The sequence below is a fragment of the Roseovarius mucosus genome, from assembly GCF_002080415.1.
Taxonomy (GTDB): Bacteria; Pseudomonadota; Alphaproteobacteria; order Rhodobacterales; family Rhodobacteraceae; genus Roseovarius; species Roseovarius mucosus_A.
This window is the reverse complement of sequence record NZ_CP020474.1, coordinates 2,710,550-2,736,399: the sequence shown is the minus strand read 5'-3', so window position 1 is coordinate 2,736,399 and position 25,850 is coordinate 2,710,550. Positions and strand designations below refer to the sequence as shown.

Sequence of the window (25,850 nt, the reverse complement as noted above, 5' to 3'; positions counted from 1 at the left end):
GCAAGCCATGAGCGCGATTCAATCCATGCCCGATGTGATGCGGCTCCTGCGCCGCAGGCTGTGGCTTATCGCGCTTGTGGGTGTGGTGGGCGCGATCCTCTCGGTCATCATCGCCCTCAACCAGCCCAAGGTATTTCAGGCCACCGCCGTCATCCAGATCGAATCGCCACAAGTGGGCCGCGATCTGACCGGGCAGACCATCGCCACCGATGCCAACCACCGCCTGCAACTGATCGAACAGCGCCTGATGGCGCGTGACAATCTGGTCAAGGTGATCGAGCGGCATGGCCTCTTTGCCAATGTCCCGAATATGCCGCTTGCCGAGAAGGTGCATCAACTGCGCATTTCCGCCCGGATCACACCGATTACCGTTGGCATTCCCGGCATGGGCCCGGCAACCGCGCCTTCCGGTCTCAGCGTGACGGTCAATCTCAACGATCCGGTCAAGGCCGCCGAGGTCGCCAATGATTTCGTTGAAACCGTGATCACCCAGAACCGCGAGCGGCGCATGGACCTCGTGCGCGAAACGCTCGATTTCTTTAGCGCCGAAGAGGCCCGCGTCAGCGCCCAGATCGCCGAAGTCGAAGGCGTGATCGCCGATTTCAAACGCGCCAATGGCGCATCGCTGCCCTCCAGCATCACGCCGGTGCGCGAAGAATTGCGCACCCTGAACGAAACCCTGCTCGACCTTGACCAGCAGATCATCTCGTTGGAAACCGAATCCACCCGTCAGCGGCAAGAGGTGTTTGCCCGTCAGATCGGTCAATTGACGGATCAGCGCGCGCTGGTCTCGGCCCGCATCGCCCAGAACGAGGCCGCCCTTGCCGCCGCCCCCCGCGTCGAGCGGGAATTGGGCGCGCTCACCCGTGATCTAACGCAATTGCAGGACCAATTGAGCACGATCACCACCAGCCGGGTCGAGGCGGAAATGGCCAGCGTGCTGGAGTCGCGCCAGCAACAGGAACGCTTTGAAATTCTGGAAACGGCCATTCCGCCGCAATTCCCGGTCTCGGCCAGCCGCAAGAAACTGGCGATCGCCGGGGCACTGGCCAGCCTTGTCTTGGGCTTGGCGCTTGTCATCACACTCGAACTTCTCAATCCGGCGATCCGCAGCGCCGCCCAATTGGAAAAAGAGCTTGAGATCACGCCGGTCGTCACCATCCCCGTGGTGCGCCTGCGGCACGAGCGCCGCCGCCGCGCACTTCGGATTGCGGGAACGGTCCTGATGATCCTGTTGGTCGTGCCCATCGTCGTGCGTCTGGTCGAAGAACGCCTGATGCCGCTGCGCCTCTTGGGCGGCAATTGATGCGGCTCACAGCTTGGACGAAATCACGCCCGTGTTGAACCCGCCCATGCGCAGCTCACCGAACAGGCGCTGATACTCGATCTTGGGGCAGCGGTTCATCACCACGTCAACGCCGCGTGCCCGCGCCATTTCGGCCGCTTCTGCATTCTCAACCCCGATCTGCATCCAGACCGTGCGCAGCCCCGGCAAAACCTCCAACGCCTCTTCCACGATGGGCCCGACATGCTCGGATCGGCGGAAAATGTCGATCATATCGACCGGGCCTTCAATATCGCGCAAGCCCGCCACAACCGTCTGTCCAAACAGAACCTCCCCGGCATGGCCCGGATTGACCGGCACCACCGCGTATTTCTTAAGGCTGAGGTAGCGCGCCACATAATAACTCGGGCGCACCGGGTTCATGGACACGCCAATAACCGCGACACGCCGGGTGCGTGTCAGGATGTCGCGCAGATGGGAATCGCTGTAATTTTCGCTCATGCCCTATCAAACACGGATTGCGCCCAGAAAAAAGCGCCCAAGTTATCAACTTGGGCGCCAGTCGCGGAACGAGGGACAGTGATAGAAGGCAACGATGTTCCGTATCGAAGCCTCTGGGACAAATGTAGGTCCGATTCTAAGAATATAAAGGGATTGTAATATACCTGTGACTGCATGTGAGCGCCCGGCGCAGCCTTCGCGTCAGTCGAATATATCCTCGACCGTGTCCCAGATTTCCTCAAGCATCCGCCGCCCAAACCCCTTGCGCCGCTTCACTTTGCGGGCAGGGGGCGGCACCTGCCGCTCTGGCCCATAGTCCTGCCGGGGCAGCGGCATCGGTCGCGCTTTGGGCCGCACAGCCCCAGTCTCGCGCGTGGGCATCGCCTTCATCTCATGCAGCGGCGCGCCACAACTCGAACAGGCCAGCTCATGCCGGGCCCGGTCCAACACCAGAACCGCACGCGTGCCGCAATATGAACAGGTCGCAATCTTGTGTCCCATAGGTTCCATATCGGTCAGGGGGGCGGGATTGCCAAGAGGCGGGCGCAAAAATGCCTCAGGCCTGCGGGCTTCAGTAATTCTGCGCCTTGCGAATCTTGGTCATCCGCCCCTCTTCAGCAATAGCGCCCCCCAGCGTGGTGACACCCTTGGCCTGCAAGAGGCCCAGCATCCGCACAAAGACCTCAGCCGTGGCAACCGTATCGCCCATCGCCGTATGCCGCGCCTCAGGCGGGATGGTGATCCCGAACCGCTCGCAAAGCGCATCCAGCGTATGCTGCCCGCTATGGTCGAACAGCCCCGCCGACATCAGCACCGTGCACAGCACCGGATTGTCGAACCGCCGCCCGATCACCTTTTCCTTGAGCCGCAGAAACGCCAGATCGAACGGCGCGTTATGCGCGACCAGCACCGCCCCTTGGCAAAAATCATGAAACCGCCGCCCAGCCTCGATGATATCCGGCGCGTCCTGTACCATGTCATCGCTGATATGATGCACCCGCGTCGAGGCGGGCGGAATCGGGCGGCCCGGATTGACCAGCATATCGAAACTCTCGCCGCGCAGAATGCGCCCGTTGACGATACGCAGCCCGGCAATCTGCACGATCTCATCCCCGCCCCGTGGCGAAAGGCCGGTGGTTTCGGTGTCAAACACCACGAAACTCAGGTCAGACAGGGGCCGGTCAGCCAATTCCCCGCTTGCCACCTCAGGCAGGTTGAAATCATAAAACTCGGGCCGCGCATCTCCCGGCTCCAGCGGTGGCGCAGCGGTGGCCAAAGGCAGCACGATGCGATGCCCGCCTGCCCCCGCCTCGGCCCAGACATCGGTCTGATGCGCGCTCAGCGCATCACGGCCCGAATAATCCCCATAGGCGGTGGACAGTGGCGCCTTAAGCCAGCCGGTCAATTGCCCATCCGTCACCGCCTCGCCCTGCCAACTCAGGATCAGGCGCGTTTCCGCGCCGTCCGGCTCGGCACTCAGGCTGAATCCGTCGCGCGTGCCCTCCTCTGCGAGATGCCCAAGGATGCCGCCCAAAAGCGTGGTCACGGCAAAGCCATCGCAACTCAGCATCGCCTCGCTGCGCACCACCCCTAGCGGCACCGGCGCCTGCACGCTCAAGCCGTCGAACACATGCGCCGCAGCAACCGGCGACATCGGCCAGCTTCGGGATTTTATCCCGGCATGCCGCGCGCCCATCTCGCGCAGACACTCAAACAGCCGCGCCACCTCGTCCTCGATCCCTTTGCGAAACTTGGCGCGGCTCTCGGGGGGCAGATCCTCGGCGGATTGCAGCACATCCAGCAACGCACCAATGGTGGCCGCAGGTCGGCGCACCCCTTCCAACAGCCTGTTGAACAGATGATCCTGCTGCGCATGCGCGCTTAGATCCTCGGTCGCATCGCGGAAAATAAGCACATGCCCCGATAGTTCCTCATCCGACAGGATCGGGCTCACGCGGCCCAAAAGAAACCGCTTGCCGTTCGCAGAGGCCGCAAGGAATGTCTCGGCCTCGATGCGCCCGCGCACCCGCGCATCCTGCATCCGCGACAGCGCCTCCATGATCGGCTCGGGGCGCAGAACATTCGACAGCGGGCGATCAAGACCAATCTCCCCCAACAGCTCTTGCGCCATACGGTTATAAAGCATGACGCGGTTGTCGGGCGTGGCCACCACCGCCCCCTCGCCCAGATCACGAAACAGCGCCTCGAACAGCGCCTTTTCGCGGGCAATCCGCGCCGTCTCGCGCTCTACCGCGCGGGCGCGCGCGGCGCGCGCCTCTGAAAGGGCTGCGTTGATCGCATTGGCGGCAGGGGCCAGCGTGCTCAAATGCTTGGCCTGCGTCTCGTTGATCTGCAAATCCACATCGGCCCGCGCCCGCGTGGTCAGGTCCGAGGCGAGCGCGAGAATGGGCTTGGCCACGTTCTCATCAAACAAAAGACCGATCCACGCCGAAAGCCCCATCACCCCCAGCGTCGCAACCATTCCGCCGATGAGATAGCCATCCAGCGGCCCGCCCGCGCGCGCATAGCCAAACCACAGCGCGCCCGCGATTACCCCCGCGCCCCCCAACCCAAGAGCAGCAAAAAACAGCGCGAACCGGAGCCTGAGGCCCAAACGCGCTGTCAGGCGTTCAATCATGATCCGCCCCGGCCAGCAACTCACCGATCTGCGCGGTCAGATCAGCGGTGGCAAAGGGCTTGGTCATAAACGCATCCGCCCCAACCGCCAGCCCCTTGCGGCGCTCAACCTCGCCGCCGCCGGCGGTCATCATCAACACTTTGATCCCCTTGAGGGCGGCATCGGCGCGGATCATCTGGCATATCTCATAGCCCGACCGCTCGGGCAGCATCACATCCAGAACCACCAGATCGGGCCGGTCCTCGGCCATTGCCTCCAGGGCTGCATTGCCCGTGGCCACCCGCCGAAGCCGGTATCCCGCCCGCCCGATCAGATGCTCAAGCGCCAGCGCGATATTGTCCTCATCTTCCACCAGCAGAACGGTTTTTTCAGGCATGACGGGCCTCCTCTCCCGGTTACGACTGACTTAGCTTTGGCAAAGTGCCGTGATCACGGGGTCCTCCACCCCAACGACCAGCCACTCGGCCTGCGATGGATCGGCCAGCGCCGCCTCGCTTACATCGGCGCGCGCCGCCTTGGCGCAATCCACCAGTTGCGGGCGCTTGACCGGCACGGCCCAACGGCCAAAGAGATAGATATCCGCCAACAGGATTTCCGGCACCGTCGGGTTGGTCTGAACCCCGGCCCGGTCCAGCACCATCATCCGCGTGACCTGTGGCACCACATAGGTCCAAGGCTTCCAGAACCTTGATTCTTCTACAGCGCTCACCACTTCGACACTCTCTGGCAAGGTGCTCAGCGTGCGATCCGCCCAAGTGTATTCCGACCAGATCGCATAGCAGAGCATCGCAATACCCGCCAAGATCGGCGCGGAATACCGCGGCAACCGGCCCCGGCTCAGATGCCCCGCAACAAGGGCCAGACCGGCGGCGGCGATGCCAACGGCGAAAGTGGCGATCAATTCAAAAAACATAAGTTATCCCGGTGCTCCTCTGGATTGTGCAATGGCCGATTGCATGGTCTTGACCACCATGAACGCATCTCGCAAGTGGTTGCGCTCAAGGTCCGATAGATCGGCGGGGGCCATGAAATTGTCAGGGCTGCGCCCCGCGCGGATGCGCGCCGCCTGATGCCGCAACCGCGTTTCCGCGATCAGGTCATAGGCATCCAGCAAATCGCGCGCACCGCTCTCGGAAATCACTGCCCCCGCCCGTGCCCCCGTGATCCGCTCGCGCGTGCCCGCCACCTCAAGCGATCCCAAGAGCGCGTAAATCCGCCCCAGATCAACCACCGGCACCACGCCCGAATGTTTAAGGTCAATCGTGTTCTTATGCTCGCCCGACCGGATCAGGGCAAATCCGCGCAAAAGGCCCAAAGGCACCGTATGCTTCAGCGAATTAGACACCATATGCGCGACAAAGATCGAATTCTTGCGCGCACTTGCCAGCACTTCGGCCTGCAAATCGTCAAACAGCGCATTCTCTCCCGCAATCGCCCGCAGGTCGAACATGACCGAGGCCAGCATCTGCGCTTCTGTATCCGGCTGCGCGATCCAGCGTGCGAAATAGCTCCGCCAAACCCGGCGCGGCTGCCGCCAGCGCGGATTGGTCGCCATCATATCGCCGGGGCAATAGAAAAATCCGCAGGTGTTCAGCCCGTCGCTGACATATTTGGCCAGCGCGGCGAAATAGGCATCATGCTCGGGCAGGACACTGTCGTCGATGATCAGGCAATTGTCCTGATCACTCACCCCCGTCTGCTCGCGCCGCCCCTGACTGCCGCAGGCCGCCCAAAGGTAGGGCACCGGGGCCGGGCCAAGCTGCTGCTCTGCCAGCCTCAGCAAACGCCGGGTGATCGCATCGGTGATATCGGTAATGCGCCGCGTGATCGACTGTGGCCGCACCCCGGCCTGCACCAGTTGTACCAACAGCATCGGCACCCGCTCCATGACATGCGCCATGTCTTCGGCTGTGTCAGCGCTGGCAATATCGGCGACCATATGGCTTGCCGTTGCGGCCTGTTGGCGGAACAAATCGGTTTTGCCGATCATGCCCAGCACTCGCCCACCCTGCGCCACCGGCAGGTGATTGACCTTGAGTTCCGACAACAGCATCAACGCATCAAGGCCCAAACGCCCCGGCTCAATCGTCACCGGGTCCGGCGTCATCACCTGCGCCACGCGGATGTCACCGCCCAGCCCTTCGGCCAGCACCTTATTGGCCAGATCGCGCACGGTGATAATGCCCGCCAGACGTGCGCCCTCCATCACCACGACCGACGAAATCACATTGTCCCGCATCAGGCGCGCCACATCCTTGACCGTGGCGTCGGGGGTGCAGGTGATCGGCGTCGCGGTCATCAGATCCGACACCTGTAGCGCCGTCAGACCCGTGGCATAGGGGCCGTCATCGCCCTGCGCCGTGGGCCGTGCCCGCGCGAACCAGCGTGCGATCTCATCCGACTGCTCCATCAGGTCCAGAAACGCCTCGCGCGGCACGACGACCAACTCCGAGGGTTCGGCCGCCCGTGCCGTCAGCAGCGCATTGCCATCACGCAAAAGGCCGCGCTCGCCCATGATGTCGCCCGGCCCGCGATGCGACACCAGATCGGCATGCCCCGTTTCGATATCGAGCCCGCCAGTCTCGACCACGTAAAGCCCCGCCAGCGGCGCGCCCTTCTCAAAAAGCACAACACCCTGCTCCAGAACCACCCGTGCCAGCTTGGGGGCCAACGCACTGCGCAACACATGCGGCAAGCCGGAAAACGGCGCATGGCGTGTCAGGCTGTCAATGGGATCGGGTTTGACGTCGCTCATCGGGCGCGGCTCTCCTCGGATATGGTGGGAAATCACCTAAAAGCACCCGGTTTCCGGAAATATCGGCGGGCGGCAGAGGGAAAAGGGGCGGCACGCGCCGCCCCTGTCCATTGCTTGCTTAGTGGTTCACGGCCGTGCCGGCACCGCGCGGAATACGCACGCTTTCGACCAGGTCCTGAATTTCCTGCGGCGGTTCTGCCGTCATGCTTGCCACGATGAACGCAACACCAAAGTTCAGCAGCGCACCAATCGGCCCAAAGTGGGTCGGCGGAATACCGAACAGGTATTGATCCGGGGTCAACATGTTCGTGCCGGGGATAAAGAACCAACCCAGGAAGAGGAACAGGTAGAGCGTGGTCGAGAGCAGACCGGCCAGCATGCCAGCGGTTGCACCAGCAGAGTTCATCCGCTTCGAGAAGATGCCCATCATCAGTGTCGGGAAGAGCGACGCCGCCGCCAAACCGAACGCCAAGGCCACAACCTGAGCCGCAAAGCCCGGAGGGTTAAGGCCCAGATAGGTTGCCACCACGATCGCCGCCGCCATCGAAATACGGGCTGCCAAAAGCTCGCCTTTTTCCGAGATGCCGGGATTGATCGTCGATTTGATCAGGTCGTGGCTCACCGCCGAAGAGATGGCCAAGAGCAGACCCGCCGCCGTCGAGAGGGCTGCCGCGATACCGCCTGCGGCGATAAGTGCAATAACCCAACCCGGCAGACCCGCAATTTCCGGGTTTGCAAGCACCAGAATGTCCTGATTGAAGGTGACAAGCTCGTTGCCCTGCCAGCCACGCTCGGCCGCCAGCGCAGTCATCGCTTCGCTCTTTTCGTTGTAGTATTGGATCTTGCCGTCGCCGTTCTTGTCTTCCACAGCCAAGAGGCCAGTGGCAGACCAGGTCCGGAACCAATCGGGAAGTTCGTCCACAGCCACAGCTTCGCCCTGCACACCTTGCGGCCACATGGTGGTCATGATGTTCAGACGCGCCATCGCACCCACAGCCGGAGCGGTGAGATAGAGCAACGCGATAAAGACCAGCGCCCAACCAGCCGACCAACGTGCATCAGACACTTTGGGAACGGTGAAGAAGCGGATGATCACATGCGGCAGACCGGCGGTGCCGATCATCAGCGACAAGGTGAACAGCGCCATCAGCCACGGGCTGGACCCCGACGTATACTGATTAAAGCCCAGATCGTTCAGCAGGCCGTCCAGCGTCACCAGCAGATACTGACCCGACGCCGTGTGCTCACCAAACAGGCCCAACTGCGGCAGAACATGGCCGGTCAGCTGCAGCGAGATAAAGATCGCCGGAATCGTATAGGCGACGATCAAAACGCAATACTGTGCCACCTGCGTATAGGTGATGCCCTTCATCCCGCCCAGAACGGCGTAAACGAAAACCACAGCCGACGCGATCAAAAGGCCAGTGGTGTTGTCCACCTCAAGGAAACGCGAGAAGGCCACACCGGCACCCGCCATCTGACCGATCACATAGGTCACCGACATGGTGATCAGGGCGATAACGGCCACAACGCGGGCCTTGTTGCTGTAAAACCGGTCGCCCACGAACTCGGGCACCGTGTATTTGCCGAACTTGCGCAGATAGGGCGCAAGCAGCATGGCCATCAGCACGTAACCACCCGTCCAGCCCATCAGGAAGGTCGAGTTGTTGTAGCCGACAAAGGCGATGAGACCCGCCATCGAGATGAACGAGGCCGCCGACATCCAGTCCGCCGCCGTTGCCATCCCGTTGACGACCGGATTCACGCCGCGTCCCGCAGCATAGAATTCAGCCGTAGATCCCGCCTTGGCCCAGATCGCGATACCGAAGTAAAGCACGAAGCTGAGGCCAACGACGATGATATTGAGTGTTGTTTGATCCATTGTCCCTCCCCCTACTTATTCTTCACCGACGCCATGTTCGGCATCGAGTTTGTTCATCCGCCAGGCGTAGAAGAAGATCAAAATCAGAAAGACGATGATCGACCCTTGCTGCGCGAACCAGAACCCAAGATCGGTGCCGCCAATGGCGATCCCCGAGAGCATGGGCCGCAGCAAAATGCCAAAGCCAAACGAGGCAAAGAACCAGATCACGAGGCTCCATGTGATAAGACGCAGATTGGCCTTCCAATAAGCGTTCGCTCTTTCTTGATCGGACAAAGCGTGCCCTCCCTTTTATAACGGCTTCCTCCAGACCGCGCCGGGACCATCCCGGCACGGGCACTCCTTTACGCAACCGCCTTGGCGACGATGGCGTTCAGCTCTCTTGCAACGGCCTCGATCTCGGCCATCGCATCGACGCGGGCCAGAACGCCGCGCGATTCATAATAGGAAATCAACGGCGCGGTCTGCGCATGATAGGCGCGCAGCCGCTGTTCCACCGTTTCCGCATTGTCATCGGCGCGCCGCTTCATCTCGGTGCCACCGCATTTGTCACAGATGCCGGCAACGTTCGGCACCTTAAAGCTGTCGTGATAGCCTTCACCACAGCCGCCACAGGTGTAGCGGCCCGAAATCCGCGCCACCATCGCCGCGTCATCCACCTCTAGGCTGATCGCCGACCGGATGCCGTGACCGATTTCCGCCAAGAGACCATCCAACGCCTCGGCCTGCACCGTGGTGCGCGGGAACCCATCAAGGATCACGCCCTTGGCACAGTCCGGCTCGGCTAGGCGGTCGCGCAGAATGGCGATGACGATTGCGTCAGACACCAGATCCCCCGCCTCCATCACTGCCTTGGCCGCACGACCCGCCTCGGTGCCCGCCGCCACAGCCGCGCGCAATAGGTCGCCGGTCGACAGTTGCACCAGCCCGAATTGCTCCTCCAGCATCCGGGCTTGCGTGCCCTTGCCCGCGCCCGGCGGTCCAAGCAGAACAAGATTGGCGGCGTTACGGGGCGTGTCGCTTCCGTCCATCACGAGTCCCCTCTCAGGCTTTGGTGCGATTGGCAATCAGCTCGTCCACGACCGACGGATCGGCCAGCGTCGAGGTATCCCCAAGGCTGTCAAAGTCGTTCTCGGCGATCTTGCGCAGGATGCGGCGCATGATCTTGCCCGAACGGGTTTTCGGCAGGCCCGGTGCCCATTGGATAACATCCGGCTTGGCAATCGGCCCGATTTCCTGACGCACCCAGTTGCCCAGTTCCGTGCGCAGCGCCTCGGTGGCCTCAACCCCATCCATCAGCGTGACATAGCAATAGATGCCCTGCCCCTTGATGTCATGCGGATAGCCCACAACGGCGGCCTCGCTCACCGTGGCATGGGCGACCAACGCCGATTCCACCTCGGCGGTGCCCATCCGGTGGCCAGAGACGTTGATCACGTCATCCACCCGGCCCGTAATCCAGTAATCGCCATCCGCGTCGCGGCGGCACCCATCGCCCGAGAAATAATAGCCTTTGAACATCTCGAAATAGGTCGAGACAAACCGGCTATGATCACCCCAGACGGTGCGCATCTGCCCCGGCCAGCTATCCTTGAGCGCCAGAACACCCGAGGTCTCGCCGTCCAACTCGTTGCCCTGATCGTCCAGCACAACGGGCTTCACCCCAAAGAACGGCTTGGTCGCCGAACCGGGCTTGGGCGTGTCGATCACACCGGGCAGCGGCGTTATCAGAATGCCGCCGGTCTCGGTCTGCCACCACGTATCTACGATGGGGCATTTGCCCTTGCCCACATTCTCATTGTACCAGTTCCACGCCTCAGGGTTGATCGGCTCGCCGACCGACCCCAGAATGCGCAGGCTCGACAGGTCCGATCCTTCAACCGGCCCGGTGCCCTTGCCCATCAGCGCGCGAATGGCGGTGGGGGCAGTGTAGAACTGTGTCACCTTGTGGCGCTCGCACACCTGCCAGAAACGCCCGGCATCCGGATAGGTCGGCACGCCCTCGAACATCAGCGTGGTGGCCCCATTGGCCAGCGGGCCATAAACGATATAGCTATGCCCCGTGACCCAGCCCACATCGGCCGTGCACCAGTAAATATCACCCTCGTGATAGTCGAAAATATACTCATGCGTCATCGACGCATAGGTCAGATAGCCGCCCGTCGTATGCACCACGCCCTTGGGCATGCCGGTCGACCCCGAGGTGTAAAGAATGAACAGGGGGTCTTCTGCGTTCATTTCCTCTGGCGGGCAATCGGCACTGACCTTCTCGGCCTCTTCATGCCACCAGAAATCCAGATCACGCCGCCATGCGACCTGATCACCGGTGCGCTGCACCACAAGACACTTCACATCCGAGGTGTCATGCAACAGCGCCTGATTGACGTTATCCTTGAGCTTGGTCTTGCGGCCACCACGCGGCGCATGGTCGGCGGTGATCACCACCTTGGCATCGCAGCCATTGATCCGCGCGCCCAGCGCGTCCGGGCTGAAGCCCGCGAAAACGATCGAATGAATCGCCCCGATCCGCGCACAGGCCAGCATCGCATAGGCGGCCTCGGGGATCATCGGCATATAGATTACGACGCGGTCACCTTTGCCCACGCCCATCGCCTTGAGCACATTGGCCATCTTGCAGGTCTGCGCGTGCAGTTCCTTATAGCTGATGTGCTGCGGCGTCTCGTTGGGATCATCCGCTTCCCAGATGATCGCCGTCTGATCGCCGCGTGTTGCCAAATGCCGGTCGATGCAATTGGCCGACACGTTCAGCGTGCCATCTTCAAACCATTTGATCGACACATTGTCATACGCAAACGAGGTGTTCTTGACCTTGGTATAGGGCTTGATCCAGTCCAGCCGCTTGCCATGCTCCCCCCAAAACGCTTCAGGGTTACTGATCGAATCGGCATACATCCGCTCATACTTGGCCTGATCAATGTGAAATCCGGCTTTTTTTGCACCTGCGGTTGCGTTTGCGTCGCTCATGACTTGAAATCCTCCATCCCAACGGCCACCTGCTCCTCGTGACAGGCTCTGCCGCATTCCTTCGCATACCCTAGCCGAAATTGCGCAGAAATTAACAAAATCCTGACAAACGCCCATAAGATCAGTGAATTTCTTGCATTAATCGGGGCACAGCTTTGTAAATAAATTTTCCACTGCTGTTTTGCTGGCCTTTTGCCCGCCCTGAAACGACTCATGTGCTCAAAATTGCGACAGACCCACTTCCAAAACCCACGCGTGCCCAGTGGGTGCGGCACTATGCCCCGCGCCCGAATCGTATGACGCAGCGTCACAAACCCTCTACGATTCGTCACCTGTAAGGTCTGGCGTGGGATATCCCATCCCCCAAACTACAGAGGCCTCGCGCTCCAGCGCGCGCGCTTCGATCCGGTTCAGACGCGCCAGCGCCGCCGCCTCGCATCCCCCCGCCGCCCGCAACGCCCGCGCCCAGACCGCACGCACCGACCGCGCCGACCACGGCAGCGCCGCCTGTGCCACCCAGCGGCGCAGCGGCCCCGGCAAGCGGTCATACTCGGTCAGACCATGGGCGCGCCGACGGCGTATGGCGGGGCTGCGCAGGTTACCGGCCATGCTGCGACGCCCCCAACACGTCCAACACCAACAAAAGCCGCGCCGCGCCAAAACCGGCAAGCGGCGGCGAGCGATGCACCACACCGCTCATTTCGTCCCCGGACCACAGCGCGCCGCGAAAAATGCCCACATCCCCGGTTGCCATTCGACACACAGGTTGCGGATCGCCCTGCGCCCGCATCAACCCGTATTCCGTGCCTGCCCCGCGATAGCTGCACAGCAGCCGCGCAGGAACCTGATCCAAGTGAAACTTGCGGCAGGCATCGTCGCGCACCACCTCTAACCGCAGATGCAAGGCGCTCCGCCCCATGACCTGCCCAAACAGAACAGCCAGCGCGCCGATGTCATCACACAACACCTCACGCGCCCGCCCGATGGGCAAACCTGCGCCCTCACAGGCCGCCTGCGCCACCGCACGCGCACGCTGCGCCGTGCAATAGCATCGGGCCTGCGGCAAGTTTTCCACCGCTACACCGTCAATCCACTCGGCAAGCCCGGCCTCTCTCTGCCGCGTCCAGATCGCCGCCGCTTGTCCCGCCCTCGTCACCTGATGCAGGATACCGGGGCTATCCCCCCGCGCCACGCCGGTGGCCAGCGTCATGCCATGGTCCCGCATCGTTCACGCCGCCTCAGACCGCCGCCACACCGGGAAGGGATCAGGCAAGCCGCGAAACACCAGCGGATCAAAGACTGTCTCGCTGCCAACCAGCGCCGCATCCAAGGCAGCCGTAATCTCCGCTTGGTCCATGCCCGCGCCGATAAACACCAACTCCTGTCGCCGATCACCATAGGGCGCCGCCCAATGCCGCATCACATAGTCCCGCGCCTGCGGATGCGTGGGCCAGCGCTCTTCGGGCACCGACGCCCACCAGATGCCCAGCGGTCCCACCTTGCTCAAGGCCCCTGCAAGGCTGAATTCCGCCACCCACTCGGGCCGCGTCGCCACCCAGAAATGCCCCTTGGCCCGGATCACCCCCGGCAACGGCCCATTCAGAACCGCATGCACGGCTACCGGATCAAACGGACGCCGCGCCCGGTAGACAAAGGAAGTAACCCCATATTCCTCAGTCTCGGGCACATGCTCGGCAAAGCCATAAAGCTCTTTGGCCCAAAGCGGATGATCATGCGCCGTCGCAAAATCAAACAACCCGGTGTCAAAAATCCGCGCCGGATCGACCTGCGCATAATCCGTCTCGATGATCTGCGCATCCGGGTTGAGCGCCACGATGATACTGCGGGCCGCATCGCGCCGCGCGGGCCCGGCGTCACTGACCTTGTTGAGAACGATCACATCGGCAAACTCGATCTGATCGACCAGCAGGTCAACCAGCGTCCTCGTGTCGCCCTCGCCGGCCACCTCGCCCCGACCCGACAGGAAATCATGGCTTGAATAATTCTCGAGCAGGTTCACGGCATCCACCACCGTAACCAACGTGTCCAACCGCGCCACATCCGACAGGCTCTCGCCCGCTTCGTCGCGAAATTCAAACGTGGTCGCCACTGGCAACGGCTCTGACACCCCAGTCGATTCGATCAACAGATAGTCAAACCGCCCCTCACCTGCCAGTTTGCGCACTTCCTTGAGCAAATCGTCGCGCAGTGTGCAGCAGATGCAACCGTTCGACATCTCGACCAGCGCCTCATCCGTATGGCTGAGGTTTGCACCACCTTCTCGCACAAGGTCGGCATCAATATTCACCTCCGACATGTCATTGACGATCACCGCCACCCGGCGGCCGTCGCGGTTATTCAGCACTGCATTCAAAAGCGTGGTTTTGCCCGCCCCCAGAAATCCGGAAAGCACGGTCACGGGCAAGCGCAGGTCGCGGGGTTGCATCGGCATCTCCATTTGCGTTTATAATGTTATATCATTACATCACCAATCCCCCCGAACACAACCCGCTTTGGGGCTTGAACCCAACGCCAAAGAGAACAAATGTGGACATCGAGCCCAAGGAGCGCCCCATGCCCTATGCCCATTCCGACAAGACCCCAGCCGTGCTCAGCCATCCCGCGCCGGATGTGAAATCCCGCCCCAAGCTCGAAGGCGGCAAGCGCTTCCTGCTGGCCTCGGATTTTGAACCGGCGGGCGATCAGCCCACCGCCATTGCCGAACTGTCCCAAGGTCTCAATGAAGGCGAGCGCAATCAGGTGCTCTTGGGGGCCACCGGCACCGGCAAGACCTTTACCATGGCGAAAATCATCGAGGCGACACAGCGCCCCGCAATCATCCTGGCCCCGAACAAAACACTTGCCGCACAACTATACGGGGAATTCAAAGGATTTTTCCCGGAAAACGCGGTCGAGTATTTCGTCAGCTACTATGACTACTACCAGCCCGAGGCCTATGTCGCCCGCTCCGACACCTATATCGAGAAAGAATCCCAGATCAACGAACAGATCGACCGGATGCGCCACTCCGCCACCCGCGCCCTTCTGGAACGCGACGATGTGATCATCGTGGCCTCGGTCTCCTGCATCTACGGTATCGGCTCGGTCGAGACCTATGGCGCCATGACCCAAGACCTGACCGTCGGCGCGCAATACGACCAGCGCGCCATCATGGCCGATCTCGTCGCCCAGCAATACCGCCGCAACGATCAGGCGTTCCAACGCGGCTCTTTCCGGGTGCGCGGCGATAGCGTTGAAATCTTTCCCGCCCACCTTGAGGATCGCGCGTGGCGGCTGTCGTTCTTTGGCGAAGAGCTTGAGGCGATTACCGAATTCGATCCTCTCACTGGCGAGAAAACCGACACATTCGACAAAATCCGCATCTACGCCAATTCGCATTACGTGACGCCCAAGCCCACGATGCAACAGGCCATCATCGGCATCAAACGCGAATTGCGCACCCGCCTTGATCAGTTGGTCAACGAAGGCAAGCTGCTCGAGGCGCAGCGGTTGGAGCAACGCACCAACTTTGACCTTGAAATGCTCGAGGCCACCGGCGTGTGCAACGGGATCGAGAATTATTCCCGCTACCTCACGGGCCGCGCCCCCGGCGAACCGCCCCCCACCCTCTTTGAATTCATCCCAGACACGGCCATCGTCTTTGCCGATGAATCTCACGTCTCGGTGCCCCAGATCGGCGGCATGTATAAAGGCGACTACCGGCGCAAATTCACGCTGGCCGAACACGGCTTTCGCCTGCCCTCTTGCATGGACAACCGCCCCCTCAAATTCGAGGAGTGGGATGCCATGCGCCCGCAATCGGTCTTTGTCTCCGCCACCCCGGCGGCATGGGAAATGGAACAGACCGGCGGCGTCTTTACCGAACAGGTGATCCGCCCCACCGGGCTGCTTGATCCTCAGGTCGAAATTCGCCCTGTCGAAACCCAGGTCGATGACCTTTTGGACGAGGTGCGCCGCGTCGCCGCCGATGGCTACAGGGTGCTCGTCACCACCCTGACCAAGCGTATGGCCGAGGATTTGACCGAATACATGCACGAACAGGGCATCCGCGTCCGCTACATGCACTCTGATATCGACACGATCGAGCGGATCGAGATTCTGCGCGACCTGCGCTTGGGCGCGTTTGACGTGCTCATTGGCATCAACCTTTTGCGCGAAGGCTTGGACATTCCCGAATGTGGCCTTGTCGCCATTCTCGATGCCGACAAAGAAGGCTTCCTGCGGTCCGAAACCTCGCTGATCCAGACCATCGGCCGTGCCGCCCGCAACGCCGAAGGCCGCGTCATCATGTATGCCGACCGCATCACCGGCTCGATGGAGCGCGCGTTGGGCGAGACCAACCGCCGCCGCGATAAACAGATCGCCTATAATGAGGCGCATGGCATCACCCCCGCCACAGTGCGCAAGAATGTCGAGGATATTCTGGCCGGGCTTTACAAGGGCGACGTGGACATGGCCCGCGTCACGGCGCAGGTCGACAAACCCTTGGCCGGGGCAAACCTCGCAGCCGTGCTCGATGGCCTGCGCGCGGATATGCGCAAGGCTGCCGAGAATCTGGAGTTCGAAGAAGCCGCCCGCCTGCGCGACGAGGTCAAGCGCCTAGAGGCCGTGGATCTGGCAATCTCCGACGACCCTCTGGCCCGTCAATCCGCCGTCGAAGCGGCAAGTGCCGAAGCCGTCAAAGGGCGCGGCCGCTCAACAGCGGGCCGCCCGGGGCAGCGCGGGGGGAATGTAAAGCGGCGAGCGCGGTAGGGTGCGCATTCATTGCGCACCTGCGGCCTTCCCCCCTCTCTTCTGAGGTCTGGCTCCACGACCGCCTCACCCTCTAGCCAACGTAGGGTGCGCATTCATTGCGCACCAACCAACCACTCCCCAATCAACCCGGTGCGCAATGAAGGCGCACCCTACCTGCTTAACACCCCGCACTCTGCACTCACCTTTTCGCGCATCCTCTCTTGCCTTCCAGCAGGGGGAAGCTCCTATCTCTCCCTCAGTCACCACAGATAGGACAAACACGATGCGCATCCCCCTGACTGCCGCTCTGCTGGCTTTCACCCTTTCACCGGCCCTCGCCGATAGCCATGGTCACGGCACGGACCACAGCAACCACTCCGCGCATGCGACCCACGGCCTGCCCGCCTCGACCCAGGCCTATATCGAGGCGAACGCCGCCATGCATGGCGCGATGGACATCGACTTTACCGGCGACGCCGATGTGGATTTCCTGCGCGGCATGATCCCGCATCACGAGGGGGCCGTCGCCATGGCGCGGATCGTTCTCGAACATGGCAAGGACCCGGAGGTGCGCAAATTGGCCGAGGATGTGATCACCGCACAAGAGGCAGAGATCGCCTGGATGCGCGCGCGCCTCACCGAACTGGGCCACTAAGTTGGCGGGCCTTTCAGCCCCCCTCAAAGCGCCGCGTAAGGTTTGCACCAAATCCCTGTAAGAACCGTACAAACCTTACGCGCACGCCCGCGTTTTATAGCTGTTCCATCACCGCATCCGAGGCTTCGAAATTGGTGGTGACGCGCTGCACGTCGTCGTCATCCTCCAGCGCCTCGATCAGCTTCATCAGCTTCTGCATGCTCTCAAGGTCCATCTCGGTCGTGGTGGTGGGTTTCCACACCAGCTTGGTCGATGTGCTCTCGCCCAAGGCCCCCTCCAGCCCCGAGGCCACCTCGCTCAGATCGGTATCCGCACACCAGATGGTGTGGCCATCCTCCCCCGATTCCACATCTTCCGCCCCAGCTTCCAGCGCGGCCATCATCACCGTATCGGCATCGCCCACGCTCGCCGCATAGGTCACCTCACCCTTGCGCTCGAACATAAACGCGACACTGCCGGTCTCGCCCAGATTGCCGCCGTTCTTGGTAAAGGTCGAACGCACGTTCGACGCGGTGCGATTGCGGTTGTCGGTCATCGCCTCGACGATGATTGCCACACCATTGGGGCCGTACCCTTCATAGCGGATTTCTTCATAATCCTCGGCATCGCCACCCATCGCCTTTTTGATGGCGCGCTCAATATTGTCCTTGGGCATAGATTGCGCCTTGGCTTCCTTGATTGCCAGACGCAGGCGCGGATTCTTGTCCGGGTCGGGATCGCCCATCTTGGCAGCAACGGTTATCTCTTTGGAAAACTTGGAGAATAGTTTCGCCCGCACGGCGTCTTGGCGCCCCTTGCGGTGTTGAATATTCGCCCATTTGGAATGGCCGGCCATAGTGCCTTCTCCTGCATATCCGGGAATCTGCCGCCTTTTATACGCTTGCCGCACGCAGGGCAACGCCCCGCCCCACCGTGGTGTGGTTTGATTTACGTCAATTTTGTTAGACACATTACACTGTAACCTAAAACGATACACAGGGAGTCCCGCCATGCGCATCGTCTTGATCCATCCCAATTACCATTCCGGCGGGGCCGAAATCGCCGGCAGTTGGCCGCCCGCTTGGGTCGCTTATCTGGCGGGGCACCTGCGCGACGCAGGGTATACGGATGTCACATTCATCGACGCCATGACCAACCACCTTGACGATGACAGCCTGCGCGCCCGTCTCAGGGATCTGAACCCAGATGTTGTGGGGGTCACCGCAATCACCCCCTCGATCTATGTCGCGGAAAACATCCTCAAACTCGCACAAGAGGTGGTGCCAGATGCGCTGCGGGTTCTGGGCGGCGTGCATGCGACCTTCATGTATAAACAGGTCCTGTCTGAGGCCCCTTGGGTCGATGTGATCGTGCGCGGCGAGGGAGAAGAGATTTTCCTCAACCTCATCCGCGCCGCAGACTCTGGCCAATGGCTTGAAAAACGTAAATCAATCAAAGGCTTGGCCTATCTAGACGGTGAGACGATCACCGCCACCCCCGCCGCCTCAACCGTCAAGGACCTTGATGCGATCAACCCCGACTGGTCGTTCTTGGAGTGGGAGAAATACATCTACGTCCCCTTGGGCAAGCGCGTGGCCATCCCCAACATGGCGCGCGGCTGTCCTTTTACCTGTTCCTTCTGCAGCCAATGGAAATTCTGGCGTGATTACCGCGTGCGCGACCCGAAGAAAGTGGTGGACGAGATCGAGAACCTTGTGAACAACCACGGTGTCGGCTTCTTCATCCTCGCAGACGAGGAACCTACGATAAACAAAAAGAAATTTGTGCAATTCTGTGAGGAATTGATCGCCCGAGACCTGCCACGCCGCGTGCAATGGGGCATCAACACGCGCGTCACAGACATCTACCGCGACCGCGACTTGCTGAAATTCTACCGCAAAGCGGGGCTGGTGCATGTCAGTCTTGGCACCGAAGCGGCAGCGCAACTCAAACTCGACCAGTTCAACAAGGAAACCACCGTCGCCCAGAACAAAGAGGCGATCCAGCTGCTACGCGAGGCGGATATCTTTACCGAAGCTCAGTTCATCGTCGGTCTGGACAATGAGACCCCCGAAACGCTGGAGGAAACCTTTCAGATGGCTTGGGACTGGCAACCAGATCTGGCCAACTGGGCAATGTATACGCCTTGGCCCTTTACACCGCTCTTTCAGGAACTCCGAGATCAGGTCGAAGTCTTTGATTTCTCAAAATATAACTTTGTCACACCAATCATGAAACCAGCCACCATGACGCGCGGCGAACTCCTTGACGGGGTGATGAAAAACTATCGCCGCTTCTACATGCGCAAGGCGCTTTTTCACTATCCGTGGCGCGGCACCGGCTATCGGCGGCGCTATCTCTTGGGCTGTCTCAAGGCGTTTCTCAAGGCTGGCGTCAGCCGCACCTTCTATGATCTGGGCAAGGCAGGCTATTGGGGGCCCCAGACCAAGAACTCGGTCACGTTCGACTTTGACGAAACCCGCACCATCGCCGAGGCACAGATGGAGGATTGGGAAGCCAGCGCCGACCGAGCCGCCCGCGCGGCGGAACGCCGCGAAGCGGTGCGCACCCAGATGAAGGACCGCGCGTCCGAGCGCAACGAAGGGTTCAAGATGCCAAATGGGGCCGAAGTCCGCGCCTGCGGCGGCAGTACGCAGCAGATGGATGCCTGACGGCAGTCAGATAACGGCCCGCATCGGCCCAAATGCGGTCCTGCAACTGGCCCCCGCGATGGACCGCATCGTGGGGGCGGATACCCGCCGTGCCCTTTTTGCGCCTCTGGGATTTGATCCTCTGCCGGATTCAAACGCCATGATCAACGAGGCTCGCGTTGCGGCGCTGCATGGCGCGCTGCGGCAGCAACACCCTGAAAATGCGCGAAAAATCTCCATCGCCGCTGGTCAAGGCACGGGCGATTACATCCTCGCCCATCGCATCCCACGCGCCGCCCAGACCCTTCTGCGCACTCTGCCTGCGCGTGTCGCAGCCCCGATCCTGACCCGCGCCATCCTGGCCCATAGCTGGACATTCTGCGGCACGGGCACTTTGGCCGCAAAGTCCGGCCCGCCGGTGGTTTTTACTCTCTCTGACAATCCGATCATTCGGGGCGAACACGCAACGGCCCCGCTTTGCCATTGGCACGCCGCGGTGTTCGAGCGGCTTTTTTCCCGGCTCGTTCACCCACGTTCTCAGGCCATCGAAACCACGTGCTGCGCTACGGGGGCCTCCGCCTGTCGGTTCGAGATCGACTGGCGGCATTAGCCCTCAGAGTGGCCAGAAAAGCGGGATCAGCGCACTGGCCAAAAGGCCGATGCTCAGGTTGAGCGGAATACCCACCCGCAGGAAATCGGTGAATTTATACCCGCCGGGGCCATAGACCAGCGTGTTGGTCTGATAGCCGATTGGCGTTGCAAAGCTCGCGCTTGCCGCCACCATCACTGCCACCACCAGCGGTCGCGCGTCGATGCCCATGGCATCCGCCAACCCGATTGCAATCGGCGTGACCACCACAGCCACGGCATTGTTGCTGATCAGTTCCGTGAGGAATGAGGTCAAAAGGTAAATCGCCCAGACCACCAAGAACCCCGGCATAACCGACAATGTGGGGGCAATGCCGCCCACCAACAACTCGACCGCGCCCGAGGTCTGCAACGCCGCGCCGATGGCCAGCATGGCAAAGATAAGCGCTAGTAACTGCCCATCAATAAACGAAAAAGCCTCGTCGGCGTCAATGCAGCGCGCCAAAAGCACCATGGCCACCGCGATCACCGCAAGCGCCAGAATGGGCGCAACGCCAAGCGCTGCCAGCACAACGATGCCCGCGAGCGACAGCACCGCCAGCGGGGCATGCCCACGCCGAAATGCCCGTGCGGACGGGTGCGAGACATCCACCATCTCCATCTCGCGCGAGAGGCGCTGAATATCCTCAGGCGCCCCCTCCAGCAGCAGGGTATCGCCGACACGCACCACCAGTTCATCCAGTTGGCGCCCGATATTCTGGTTACGGCGATGCACCGCCAGCGGATAGACTCCGTACCGCCGCCGCAACCGCAGCGCGCCCAAGGAACGGCCCACCATCTTGCAGCCGGGCGTGATCAACACCTCAACCGTGGTCGTCTCCACCGCCGAAACCTGATCGACCCGCTTGAGGCTCTTGTTACGCTGCAGGCTCAAAAGCTCGGTCATCTGCGTGCGCAGAACCACCCGGTCGCCGACCTGCAGGGTGACATCTGCCAGATTACGACGCAGCGATTGATCCCCCCGGATCACGTCAATCAACCGCACACCTTCCCGCTTGAAAAGCTGCACACCGGTCACGTCACGGCCTATCAGGTTGCTTTCCGGGGGAATGACCGCCTCGGTAAAGAATTTCATCTTGGATCGGTCCGACAACAAGTCCGCCATGCTGTCGCGCGCGGGCAAAAGGAAGGGACCGAAAAAGCGCAGATAGATCGCCCCCCAAATGACCAGCACAATCCCAAGCGGCGTCACCTCGAAGATTGTAAATGGGGCCATGCCCGCCGAACGGGCCACACCATCAACCAAGAGATTGGTCGAGGTGCCAATCAGCGTTGTGGTGCCCCCAAGGATCGCAGCATAACTTAGTGGAATCAGCAGCTTGGATGCAGGTATCTTGAGCGTGCGCGCCAGTTGCACGAACACCGGGATCATCACGACGACAACCGGGGTATTGTTCATAAAGGCAGATCCGATCACCACCGAAATGAGCAGCATCGCAATCGCAAGGCGCGGGTTATGCTTGGCCTGCTGGTCGGCCAGCGTGGTAAAAGCATCCAGCGCGCCAGTGCGCACCAAGGCCCCCATAACGATGAACATCGCCGCAATGGTCCAAGGCGCGGGGTTGGAAAAGACGTCAAGCGCCGCGCCATAGGGCAGCACACCAAGGGCCAGCAACACCGCCACGCCCGCAATCGCCACCACCTCAGTCGGATAGATTTCGCGCACAAAAAGCACGAACATGGCCGCCACAACCAGCAGCGTCAGCAACGCCTGACCGGTCTGGGAAACGCCGAGCATCTCAATCACTTAAACGCACCTTTCATGGCCCTGCGCAAGTTTCCCCGATCCGTCGAGGGGCGGCAAGCGCCATATGTCCTATTGCCGGGAAGAAGGGAAAGGATGCACAACACGAACCACCAGTTGCCGGGTTTGTACCATTTATCGCCACCTCAGGGGCCAGACTGTTCCAATCGCCCGCCTTGGCGCACCATTTCAATCCGCGTGGCGCGGCCCGTGGCGTCGTCGGTTTCGATATAGACGCCCGATACCGTGACCGCGCCCATTGCAGGTGTAAACCGATCCTTGGTCATCCCGGTGACAAAGCGGCGCATCGGTTCGGCCTTATCCATGCCAATCACACTCAGGTAATCACCGCACATGCCCGCATCGCCCTGAAACGCGGTGCCGCCGGGTAAAATCTGCGCGTCCGCCGTAGGGATATGTGTATGGGTGCCCACCACAAGGCTTGCGCGGCCATCGCAGAAATGCCCCATCGCCATTTTCTCGGATGTGGCCTCGCAATGCATATCGACCACCGCAGCCTGCACCGCGCCCCCTAGGGGATGCACCCGCAATATCGCGTCAATTGCCGAAAATGGATCGTCATAGGCGCGGCGCATGAAAACATTACCCAGAACTTGTGCCACCAGCACCTTGCGCCCGCGCCCATCGGTAAACACACGGTGTCCGCGCCCCGGTGCCGCCTTGGCGTAATTGAGCGGACGGATCAAACGGCCCTCACGCTCGACGGCTTGCATCATGTCCTTTTGGTCAAAGGCATGATCGCCCAAGGTCACACAATCTGCCCCCGCTTCGAACAGGTCCTTGGCATGTGCCGCCGTCAAACCCATCCCACCCGAGGCATTCTCGCCATTGACCACCACAAAATCGAGCTTCCACGCGTCACGCAGCTTGGGCAGCCGTTCCGCCACCGCCGCACGCCCCGCGCGCCCCATCACATCACCGAGAAATAGTATTTTCATGGGTCATTGTGTTAGGCCCCTGCCACGCCAAGGGCAAGGGCCAATGCAGCCCCCTCAACTGCCGCGATAGGTCGTGTAGCCATAGGGCGAGAGCAGCAGGGGCACATGATAATGCACCGCTTGCGTCATACTGAACCGGATTGGGATCAGATCGAGAAAGCCACTCTCTACGCCCATGAGACGCAGATACTCGCCTGCATGAAACAGCAATTCATAGGGTCCGGCGGCAAAGTCGGCCTCGGTCAGAATAGGTCCATCGGTTCGACCGTCCGCATTGGTGCGCCTTTCACAGAGCGGCACCGGCCCGCTATCCGTGATCCGGCTCAAGCAGATCAAAAGCCCCGGCGCCGGGCAGCCGCGCGCGGTATCCAGCACATGTGTCGTCAAATAGCCTGACATTTCGGGGGCTCCTTGCGTGACATGACGAACGATGTCTGTATCTCCTTACGGAACGGCCCCAAGATCAACCCCAGAAATGCCGCAAGCCCATGTCGAAGGAATGCCCGTGGCCCAAGACCGCCCCTCGCAAATGGACCGTGACCGCTTCGTTGCCCAATTTGGCGGCGTGTTCGAGCATTCGCCGTGGATAGCCGAGCGCGCCTATGATCTGGGAATATCCCCCCGCCATGATAGCGCCTTGGGCCTGCATGATGCCTTGTGCCGTGTCTTTCGCGACGCAACAGAGGTGGAGCGGTTAACTGTGCTGCGCGCGCATCCCGACCTTGCGGGCAAGCTGGCACAGGCACGGCGGCTTACTGCTGCGTCGAGCCATGAGCAGGCCAGCGCAGGGCTCGATGCGCTGACCGATGCCGAGCGCGCCGCGTTCGAGCGCCTCAATGCCGCCTATATCGCGCGCCATGGCTTTCCTTTCATCATCGCCGTGCGCGACCATGACAAGGCGGGGATCAGAGATGCTTTTGCCCGCCGCGTCGATCAAGACAGCGCCACGGAACAGGCCGAGGCCTGTCGTCAGGTGGAACGTATCGCCTTTTGGCGGCTGCAAGACATGCTGCCGTGACGCAGGCCGCATCCGCGCCTGACACGTGAAGACTAGGATCAGCCGCCGCAAATCTCCTGCAAACGCAGCCAATCGGCATCGCTGAGCAAGGGCGGCGGCGGCGCGGTGCCGGCAAAGGGGTCTGCCTCGATCAACGTGACCGTCGTTTCCCCGGTGATGTCCTCCGCATAGGCATAAGGGCGTGCGCGCACCTGCCACTGGGCAAACCCTGCCAGCATTGCATCGGGGGCCACCGCCTCGGGCGCATCGCGCATCAGGCGTTCGGCATGGGCGCGCAACACATCGTCGGGCAAGAGCCCGGTTGCCAATAGTCGCAGCGTCGCCGACAGCCCCCCCTCTTCCAACAGCTTGGACAGGGGATCATGCGCCTCTGCGCGTAGATAGGCGGCGATGATGTGCCCTGCCAAAACATCGGGCTCGTTATGATCCTCAACCAGATCGGTATTGATCAGCACCGCCCCGCCCGGCAGGCGCAAGGCCCCTTCGATACCGCCGCGCACCACCAGAAACTCTGCCGCGCCTCCCGCGCGTGACGGGAGGCGGCGCGCCAGCTGCGCAAGGGCCGCGGCACCGCCCGGCCCCTCGCAGACCGGCCCGGTCACCCGTTGCAGATGCCCCAGCAGCGCGCGGCCGATTTCGGCCCGCTTGACCATCGGCACCACCTCTAGCGCGTGCTGCCGCGCGGCCCCCGGCAGCCAAAAAAGCACCAGCGCCGCAACCGCCGCCACACTTGCCAGCATGCCAACCAGCCTGAGCCGCCCCGGTTTGGGTCGTTGCCGCGCCACAGCGCCGCGCAATGTCTCGATGGCAGCGATCATGTCGGCCTCGTCCTCGGCCAGTTCCAGCGTCTCGCCGGGATCACCATCGGGGTTATAGATGGCGGGGTATTGCCCCGGATTGGCGCGCGCCACCGCCGCGATCGACCAATGCGCCTGAACCCGCTCGCGCATGTCGGTAATTGTCAGTGTCGCCTCGCCAACAGAGACGATCACATCCACCCGCTGCGCGTCCGGATTGGCCCGCCAAAGGCCCGCCGCCTCAAGCCTCTGATATCTGGTCAGTGCCGTCTTTTTCATGTTCCGGGGGCTGCCTGCCTTTATTTCCAGCACGCTAGCACGCCGGGGCAGAGGCGGGCAATCGCAAGAGTGCGACGCCAAGACACCGGATTTCGCGCGCCAGTCGGGATGATTGCGCCTATCTGCGCCCGCAACGGGCGTTGGACGGCAACAAACCGTGCGACAATCCCCGCACGGTTGCCATGGGCCCCCACCTTGACTCAATTATTATGTACAAGCATATTGCCGCCAAGCCCCTTTGAAAGGAAAGACGCACGTGCCAGCCTCCGCCACCGACAGCGTTGTCTCGGTGCATTCGGGCGAAAGCCCCCTTGTGCTG

Annotated in this window: 23 protein-coding genes and 1 pseudogene; 6 read left to right on the top strand and 18 right to left on the bottom strand. The window is 61.6% G+C overall.

Annotated features, from left to right (window positions below; all coding sequences use genetic code 11):
* Positions 1-7: 7 nt before the first annotated feature.
* Positions 8-1,306, top strand: a complete 1,299-nt coding sequence (locus ROSMUCSMR3_RS13105; RefSeq protein ID WP_081507582.1) for a Wzz/FepE/Etk N-terminal domain-containing protein — start codon at positions 8-10, stop codon at positions 1,304-1,306.
* A gap of 6 nt (positions 1,307-1,312) precedes the next feature.
* Here ROSMUCSMR3_RS13105 and ROSMUCSMR3_RS13100 read toward each other — a convergent pair whose 3' ends face one another.
* From ROSMUCSMR3_RS13100 to ROSMUCSMR3_RS13040, 13 genes are all read right to left on the bottom strand, one after another.
* On the bottom strand, positions 1,313-1,786 hold the full coding sequence (locus ROSMUCSMR3_RS13100; RefSeq protein ID WP_081507581.1) for a CoA-binding protein: 474 nt from the start codon (positions 1,784-1,786) through the stop codon (positions 1,313-1,315).
* 201 nt (positions 1,787-1,987) lie between these two features.
* Complete coding sequence (locus tag ROSMUCSMR3_RS13095; RefSeq protein ID WP_081507580.1) at positions 1,988-2,287, bottom strand: hypothetical protein; 300 nt, start codon at positions 2,285-2,287, stop codon at positions 1,988-1,990.
* A gap of 70 nt (positions 2,288-2,357) precedes the next feature.
* Positions 2,358-4,424, bottom strand: coding sequence for an exonuclease domain-containing protein (locus ROSMUCSMR3_RS13090; protein WP_081507579.1), 2,067 nt, complete (start codon positions 4,422-4,424; stop codon positions 2,358-2,360).
* Positions 4,417-4,800, bottom strand: coding sequence for a response regulator transcription factor (locus ROSMUCSMR3_RS13085; RefSeq protein WP_008279339.1), 384 nt, complete (start codon positions 4,798-4,800; stop codon positions 4,417-4,419). Before ROSMUCSMR3_RS13085 ends, ROSMUCSMR3_RS13090 begins: the two co-directional genes overlap by 8 nt.
* A gap of 30 nt (positions 4,801-4,830) precedes the next feature.
* Positions 4,831-5,337 carry a hypothetical protein gene (locus tag ROSMUCSMR3_RS13080; RefSeq protein ID WP_081507578.1) on the bottom strand — a complete coding sequence of 169 codons (507 nt, stop codon included), beginning with the start codon at positions 5,335-5,337 and terminating at the stop codon, positions 4,831-4,833.
* Positions 5,338-5,340: 3 nt separating this feature from the next.
* Complete coding sequence (locus ROSMUCSMR3_RS13075; protein ID WP_008279341.1) at positions 5,341-7,179, bottom strand: DUF294 nucleotidyltransferase-like domain-containing protein; 1,839 nt, start codon at positions 7,177-7,179, stop codon at positions 5,341-5,343.
* 118 nt (positions 7,180-7,297) lie between these two features.
* Positions 7,298-9,061 carry a sodium:solute symporter family protein gene (locus ROSMUCSMR3_RS13070; RefSeq protein WP_008279342.1) on the bottom strand — a complete coding sequence of 588 codons (1,764 nt, stop codon included), beginning with the start codon at positions 9,059-9,061 and terminating at the stop codon, positions 7,298-7,300.
* A 15-nt stretch (positions 9,062-9,076) separates the two neighbouring features.
* Entirely contained in the window at positions 9,077-9,337 is a 261-nt protein-coding gene (locus ROSMUCSMR3_RS13065) for a DUF4212 domain-containing protein (RefSeq protein WP_081507577.1), read from the bottom strand.
* 68 nt (positions 9,338-9,405) lie between these two features.
* Positions 9,406-10,092: an adenylate kinase gene (locus tag ROSMUCSMR3_RS13060; RefSeq protein ID WP_081507576.1), complete on the bottom strand. Its 687-nt coding sequence runs from the start codon at positions 10,090-10,092 to the stop codon at positions 9,406-9,408.
* Between the two features lie 13 nt (positions 10,093-10,105).
* The gene (gene acs, locus ROSMUCSMR3_RS13055) at positions 10,106-12,046 is read right to left on the bottom strand and encodes an acetate--CoA ligase (RefSeq protein ID WP_008279345.1); all 1,941 of its coding nucleotides are present in this window, start codon (positions 12,044-12,046) and stop codon (positions 10,106-10,108) included.
* 318 nt (positions 12,047-12,364) lie between these two features.
* Complete coding sequence (locus ROSMUCSMR3_RS13050) at positions 12,365-12,655, bottom strand: DUF6525 family protein (RefSeq protein ID WP_081507575.1); 291 nt, start codon at positions 12,653-12,655, stop codon at positions 12,365-12,367.
* The gene (locus ROSMUCSMR3_RS13045; protein WP_237183446.1) at positions 12,645-13,256 is read right to left on the bottom strand and encodes a DUF1826 domain-containing protein; all 612 of its coding nucleotides are present in this window, start codon (positions 13,254-13,256) and stop codon (positions 12,645-12,647) included. The genes ROSMUCSMR3_RS13050 and ROSMUCSMR3_RS13045 overlap by 11 nt, the downstream gene beginning before the upstream one ends.
* Positions 13,257-13,274: 18 nt before the next feature.
* Positions 13,275-14,492 carry a GTP-binding protein gene (locus ROSMUCSMR3_RS13040; protein ID WP_081508632.1) on the bottom strand — a complete coding sequence of 406 codons (1,218 nt, stop codon included), beginning with the start codon at positions 14,490-14,492 and terminating at the stop codon, positions 13,275-13,277.
* Between the two features lie 128 nt (positions 14,493-14,620).
* On the opposite strand from ROSMUCSMR3_RS13040, the gene uvrB reads away from it, so the two are divergent.
* Positions 14,621-16,819, top strand: coding sequence for an excinuclease ABC subunit UvrB (uvrB, locus tag ROSMUCSMR3_RS13035; protein ID WP_081508631.1), 2,199 nt, complete (start codon positions 14,621-14,623; stop codon positions 16,817-16,819).
* A gap of 265 nt (positions 16,820-17,084) precedes the next feature.
* Positions 17,085-17,456 (top strand): CopM family metallochaperone, encoded by a 372-nt coding sequence (locus tag ROSMUCSMR3_RS13030; RefSeq protein ID WP_008279352.1) that lies wholly within the window; start codon positions 17,085-17,087, stop codon positions 17,454-17,456.
* A 94-nt stretch (positions 17,457-17,550) separates the two neighbouring features.
* Here ROSMUCSMR3_RS13030 and ROSMUCSMR3_RS13025 read toward each other — a convergent pair whose 3' ends face one another.
* Entirely contained in the window at positions 17,551-18,291 is a 741-nt protein-coding gene (locus ROSMUCSMR3_RS13025) for a YebC/PmpR family DNA-binding transcriptional regulator (protein WP_008279353.1), read from the bottom strand.
* A 154-nt stretch (positions 18,292-18,445) separates the two neighbouring features.
* Between ROSMUCSMR3_RS13025 and bchE the strand changes: the two genes are divergently transcribed.
* Both bchE and bchJ read left to right on the top strand, forming a co-directional pair.
* A complete protein-coding gene (bchE, locus tag ROSMUCSMR3_RS13020; RefSeq protein WP_081507573.1) occupies positions 18,446-20,107 on the top strand; it encodes a magnesium-protoporphyrin IX monomethyl ester anaerobic oxidative cyclase in 1,662 nt (553 codons plus the stop codon).
* Positions 20,100-20,696: a bacteriochlorophyll 4-vinyl reductase gene (gene bchJ, locus ROSMUCSMR3_RS13015; RefSeq protein WP_081507572.1), complete on the top strand. Its 597-nt coding sequence runs from the start codon at positions 20,100-20,102 to the stop codon at positions 20,694-20,696. The genes bchE and bchJ overlap by 8 nt, the downstream gene beginning before the upstream one ends.
* Before the next feature lie 3 nt (positions 20,697-20,699).
* Here the strand turns inward: bchJ and ROSMUCSMR3_RS13010 are convergent, their stop codons facing one another.
* From ROSMUCSMR3_RS13010 to uraH, 3 genes are all read right to left on the bottom strand, one after another.
* The gene (locus tag ROSMUCSMR3_RS13010) at positions 20,700-22,472 is read right to left on the bottom strand and encodes an SLC13 family permease (RefSeq protein ID WP_081508630.1); all 1,773 of its coding nucleotides are present in this window, start codon (positions 22,470-22,472) and stop codon (positions 20,700-20,702) included.
* A 152-nt stretch (positions 22,473-22,624) separates the two neighbouring features.
* Positions 22,625-23,437 (bottom strand): TIGR00282 family metallophosphoesterase, encoded by an 813-nt coding sequence (locus ROSMUCSMR3_RS13005; protein ID WP_008279357.1) that lies wholly within the window; start codon positions 23,435-23,437, stop codon positions 22,625-22,627.
* Between the two features lie 54 nt (positions 23,438-23,491).
* On the bottom strand, positions 23,492-23,836 hold the full coding sequence (gene uraH / locus ROSMUCSMR3_RS13000; protein ID WP_081507571.1) for a hydroxyisourate hydrolase: 345 nt from the start codon (positions 23,834-23,836) through the stop codon (positions 23,492-23,494).
* Positions 23,837-23,948: 112 nt separating this feature from the next.
* On the opposite strand from uraH, the pseudogene uraD reads away from it, so the two are divergent.
* A pseudogene (gene uraD, locus ROSMUCSMR3_RS12995) lies at positions 23,949-24,455 on the top strand (2-oxo-4-hydroxy-4-carboxy-5-ureidoimidazoline decarboxylase); the annotation flags it as partial.
* 38 nt (positions 24,456-24,493) lie between these two features.
* On the opposite strand, the gene ROSMUCSMR3_RS12990 reads toward uraD, so the two are convergent.
* A complete protein-coding gene (locus ROSMUCSMR3_RS12990; protein ID WP_008279360.1) occupies positions 24,494-25,531 on the bottom strand; it encodes a hypothetical protein in 1,038 nt (345 codons plus the stop codon).
* Between the last annotated feature and the right edge of the window lie 319 nt (positions 25,532-25,850).

Bases quoted from the DNA above. Each gene is read 5' to 3' on its own strand.
- ROSMUCSMR3_RS13095 (WP_081507580.1), bottom strand. From the start codon at position 2,287: ATGGGACACAAGATTGCGACCTGTTCATATTGCGGCACGCGTGCGGTT.
- ROSMUCSMR3_RS13025 (WP_008279353.1), bottom strand. From the start codon at position 18,291: ATGGCCGGCCATTCCAAATGGGCGAATATTCAACACCGCAAGGGGCGC.
- ROSMUCSMR3_RS13040 (WP_081508632.1), bottom strand. From the start codon at position 14,492: ATGCAACCCCGCGACCTGCGCTTGCCCGTGACCGTGCTTTCCGGATTT.
- ROSMUCSMR3_RS13105 (WP_081507582.1), top strand. From the start codon at position 8: ATGAGCGCGATTCAATCCATGCCCGATGTGATGCGGCTCCTGCGCCGC.
- ROSMUCSMR3_RS13005 (WP_008279357.1), bottom strand. From the start codon at position 23,437: ATGAAAATACTATTTCTCGGTGATGTGATGGGGCGCGCGGGGCGTGCG.
- ROSMUCSMR3_RS13085 (WP_008279339.1), bottom strand. From the start codon at position 4,800: ATGCCTGAAAAAACCGTTCTGCTGGTGGAAGATGAGGACAATATCGCG.
- ROSMUCSMR3_RS13070 (WP_008279342.1), bottom strand. From the start codon at position 9,061: ATGGATCAAACAACACTCAATATCATCGTCGTTGGCCTCAGCTTCGTG.
- ROSMUCSMR3_RS13080 (WP_081507578.1), bottom strand. From the start codon at position 5,337: ATGTTTTTTGAATTGATCGCCACTTTCGCCGTTGGCATCGCCGCCGCC.
- uraH (WP_081507571.1), bottom strand. From the start codon at position 23,836: ATGTCAGGCTATTTGACGACACATGTGCTGGATACCGCGCGCGGCTGC.
- bchJ (WP_081507572.1), top strand. From the start codon at position 20,100: ATGCCTGACGGCAGTCAGATAACGGCCCGCATCGGCCCAAATGCGGTC.
- bchE (WP_081507573.1), top strand. From the start codon at position 18,446: ATGCGCATCGTCTTGATCCATCCCAATTACCATTCCGGCGGGGCCGAA.
- ROSMUCSMR3_RS13060 (WP_081507576.1), bottom strand. From the start codon at position 10,092: ATGGACGGAAGCGACACGCCCCGTAACGCCGCCAATCTTGTTCTGCTT.
- ROSMUCSMR3_RS13045 (WP_237183446.1), bottom strand. From the start codon at position 13,256: ATGACGCTGGCCACCGGCGTGGCGCGGGGGGATAGCCCCGGTATCCTG.
- ROSMUCSMR3_RS12990 (WP_008279360.1), bottom strand. From the start codon at position 25,531: ATGAAAAAGACGGCACTGACCAGATATCAGAGGCTTGAGGCGGCGGGC.
- ROSMUCSMR3_RS13050 (WP_081507575.1), bottom strand. From the start codon at position 12,655: ATGGCCGGTAACCTGCGCAGCCCCGCCATACGCCGTCGGCGCGCCCAT.
- uvrB (WP_081508631.1), top strand. From the start codon at position 14,621: ATGCCCTATGCCCATTCCGACAAGACCCCAGCCGTGCTCAGCCATCCC.
- ROSMUCSMR3_RS13030 (WP_008279352.1), top strand. From the start codon at position 17,085: ATGCGCATCCCCCTGACTGCCGCTCTGCTGGCTTTCACCCTTTCACCG.
- ROSMUCSMR3_RS13090 (WP_081507579.1), bottom strand. From the start codon at position 4,424: ATGATTGAACGCCTGACAGCGCGTTTGGGCCTCAGGCTCCGGTTCGCG.
- acs (WP_008279345.1), bottom strand. From the start codon at position 12,046: ATGAGCGACGCAAACGCAACCGCAGGTGCAAAAAAAGCCGGATTTCAC.
- ROSMUCSMR3_RS13100 (WP_081507581.1), bottom strand. From the start codon at position 1,786: ATGAGCGAAAATTACAGCGATTCCCATCTGCGCGACATCCTGACACGC.
- ROSMUCSMR3_RS13075 (WP_008279341.1), bottom strand. From the start codon at position 7,179: ATGAGCGACGTCAAACCCGATCCCATTGACAGCCTGACACGCCATGCG.
- ROSMUCSMR3_RS13010 (WP_081508630.1), bottom strand. From the start codon at position 22,472: ATGCTCGGCGTTTCCCAGACCGGTCAGGCGTTGCTGACGCTGCTGGTT.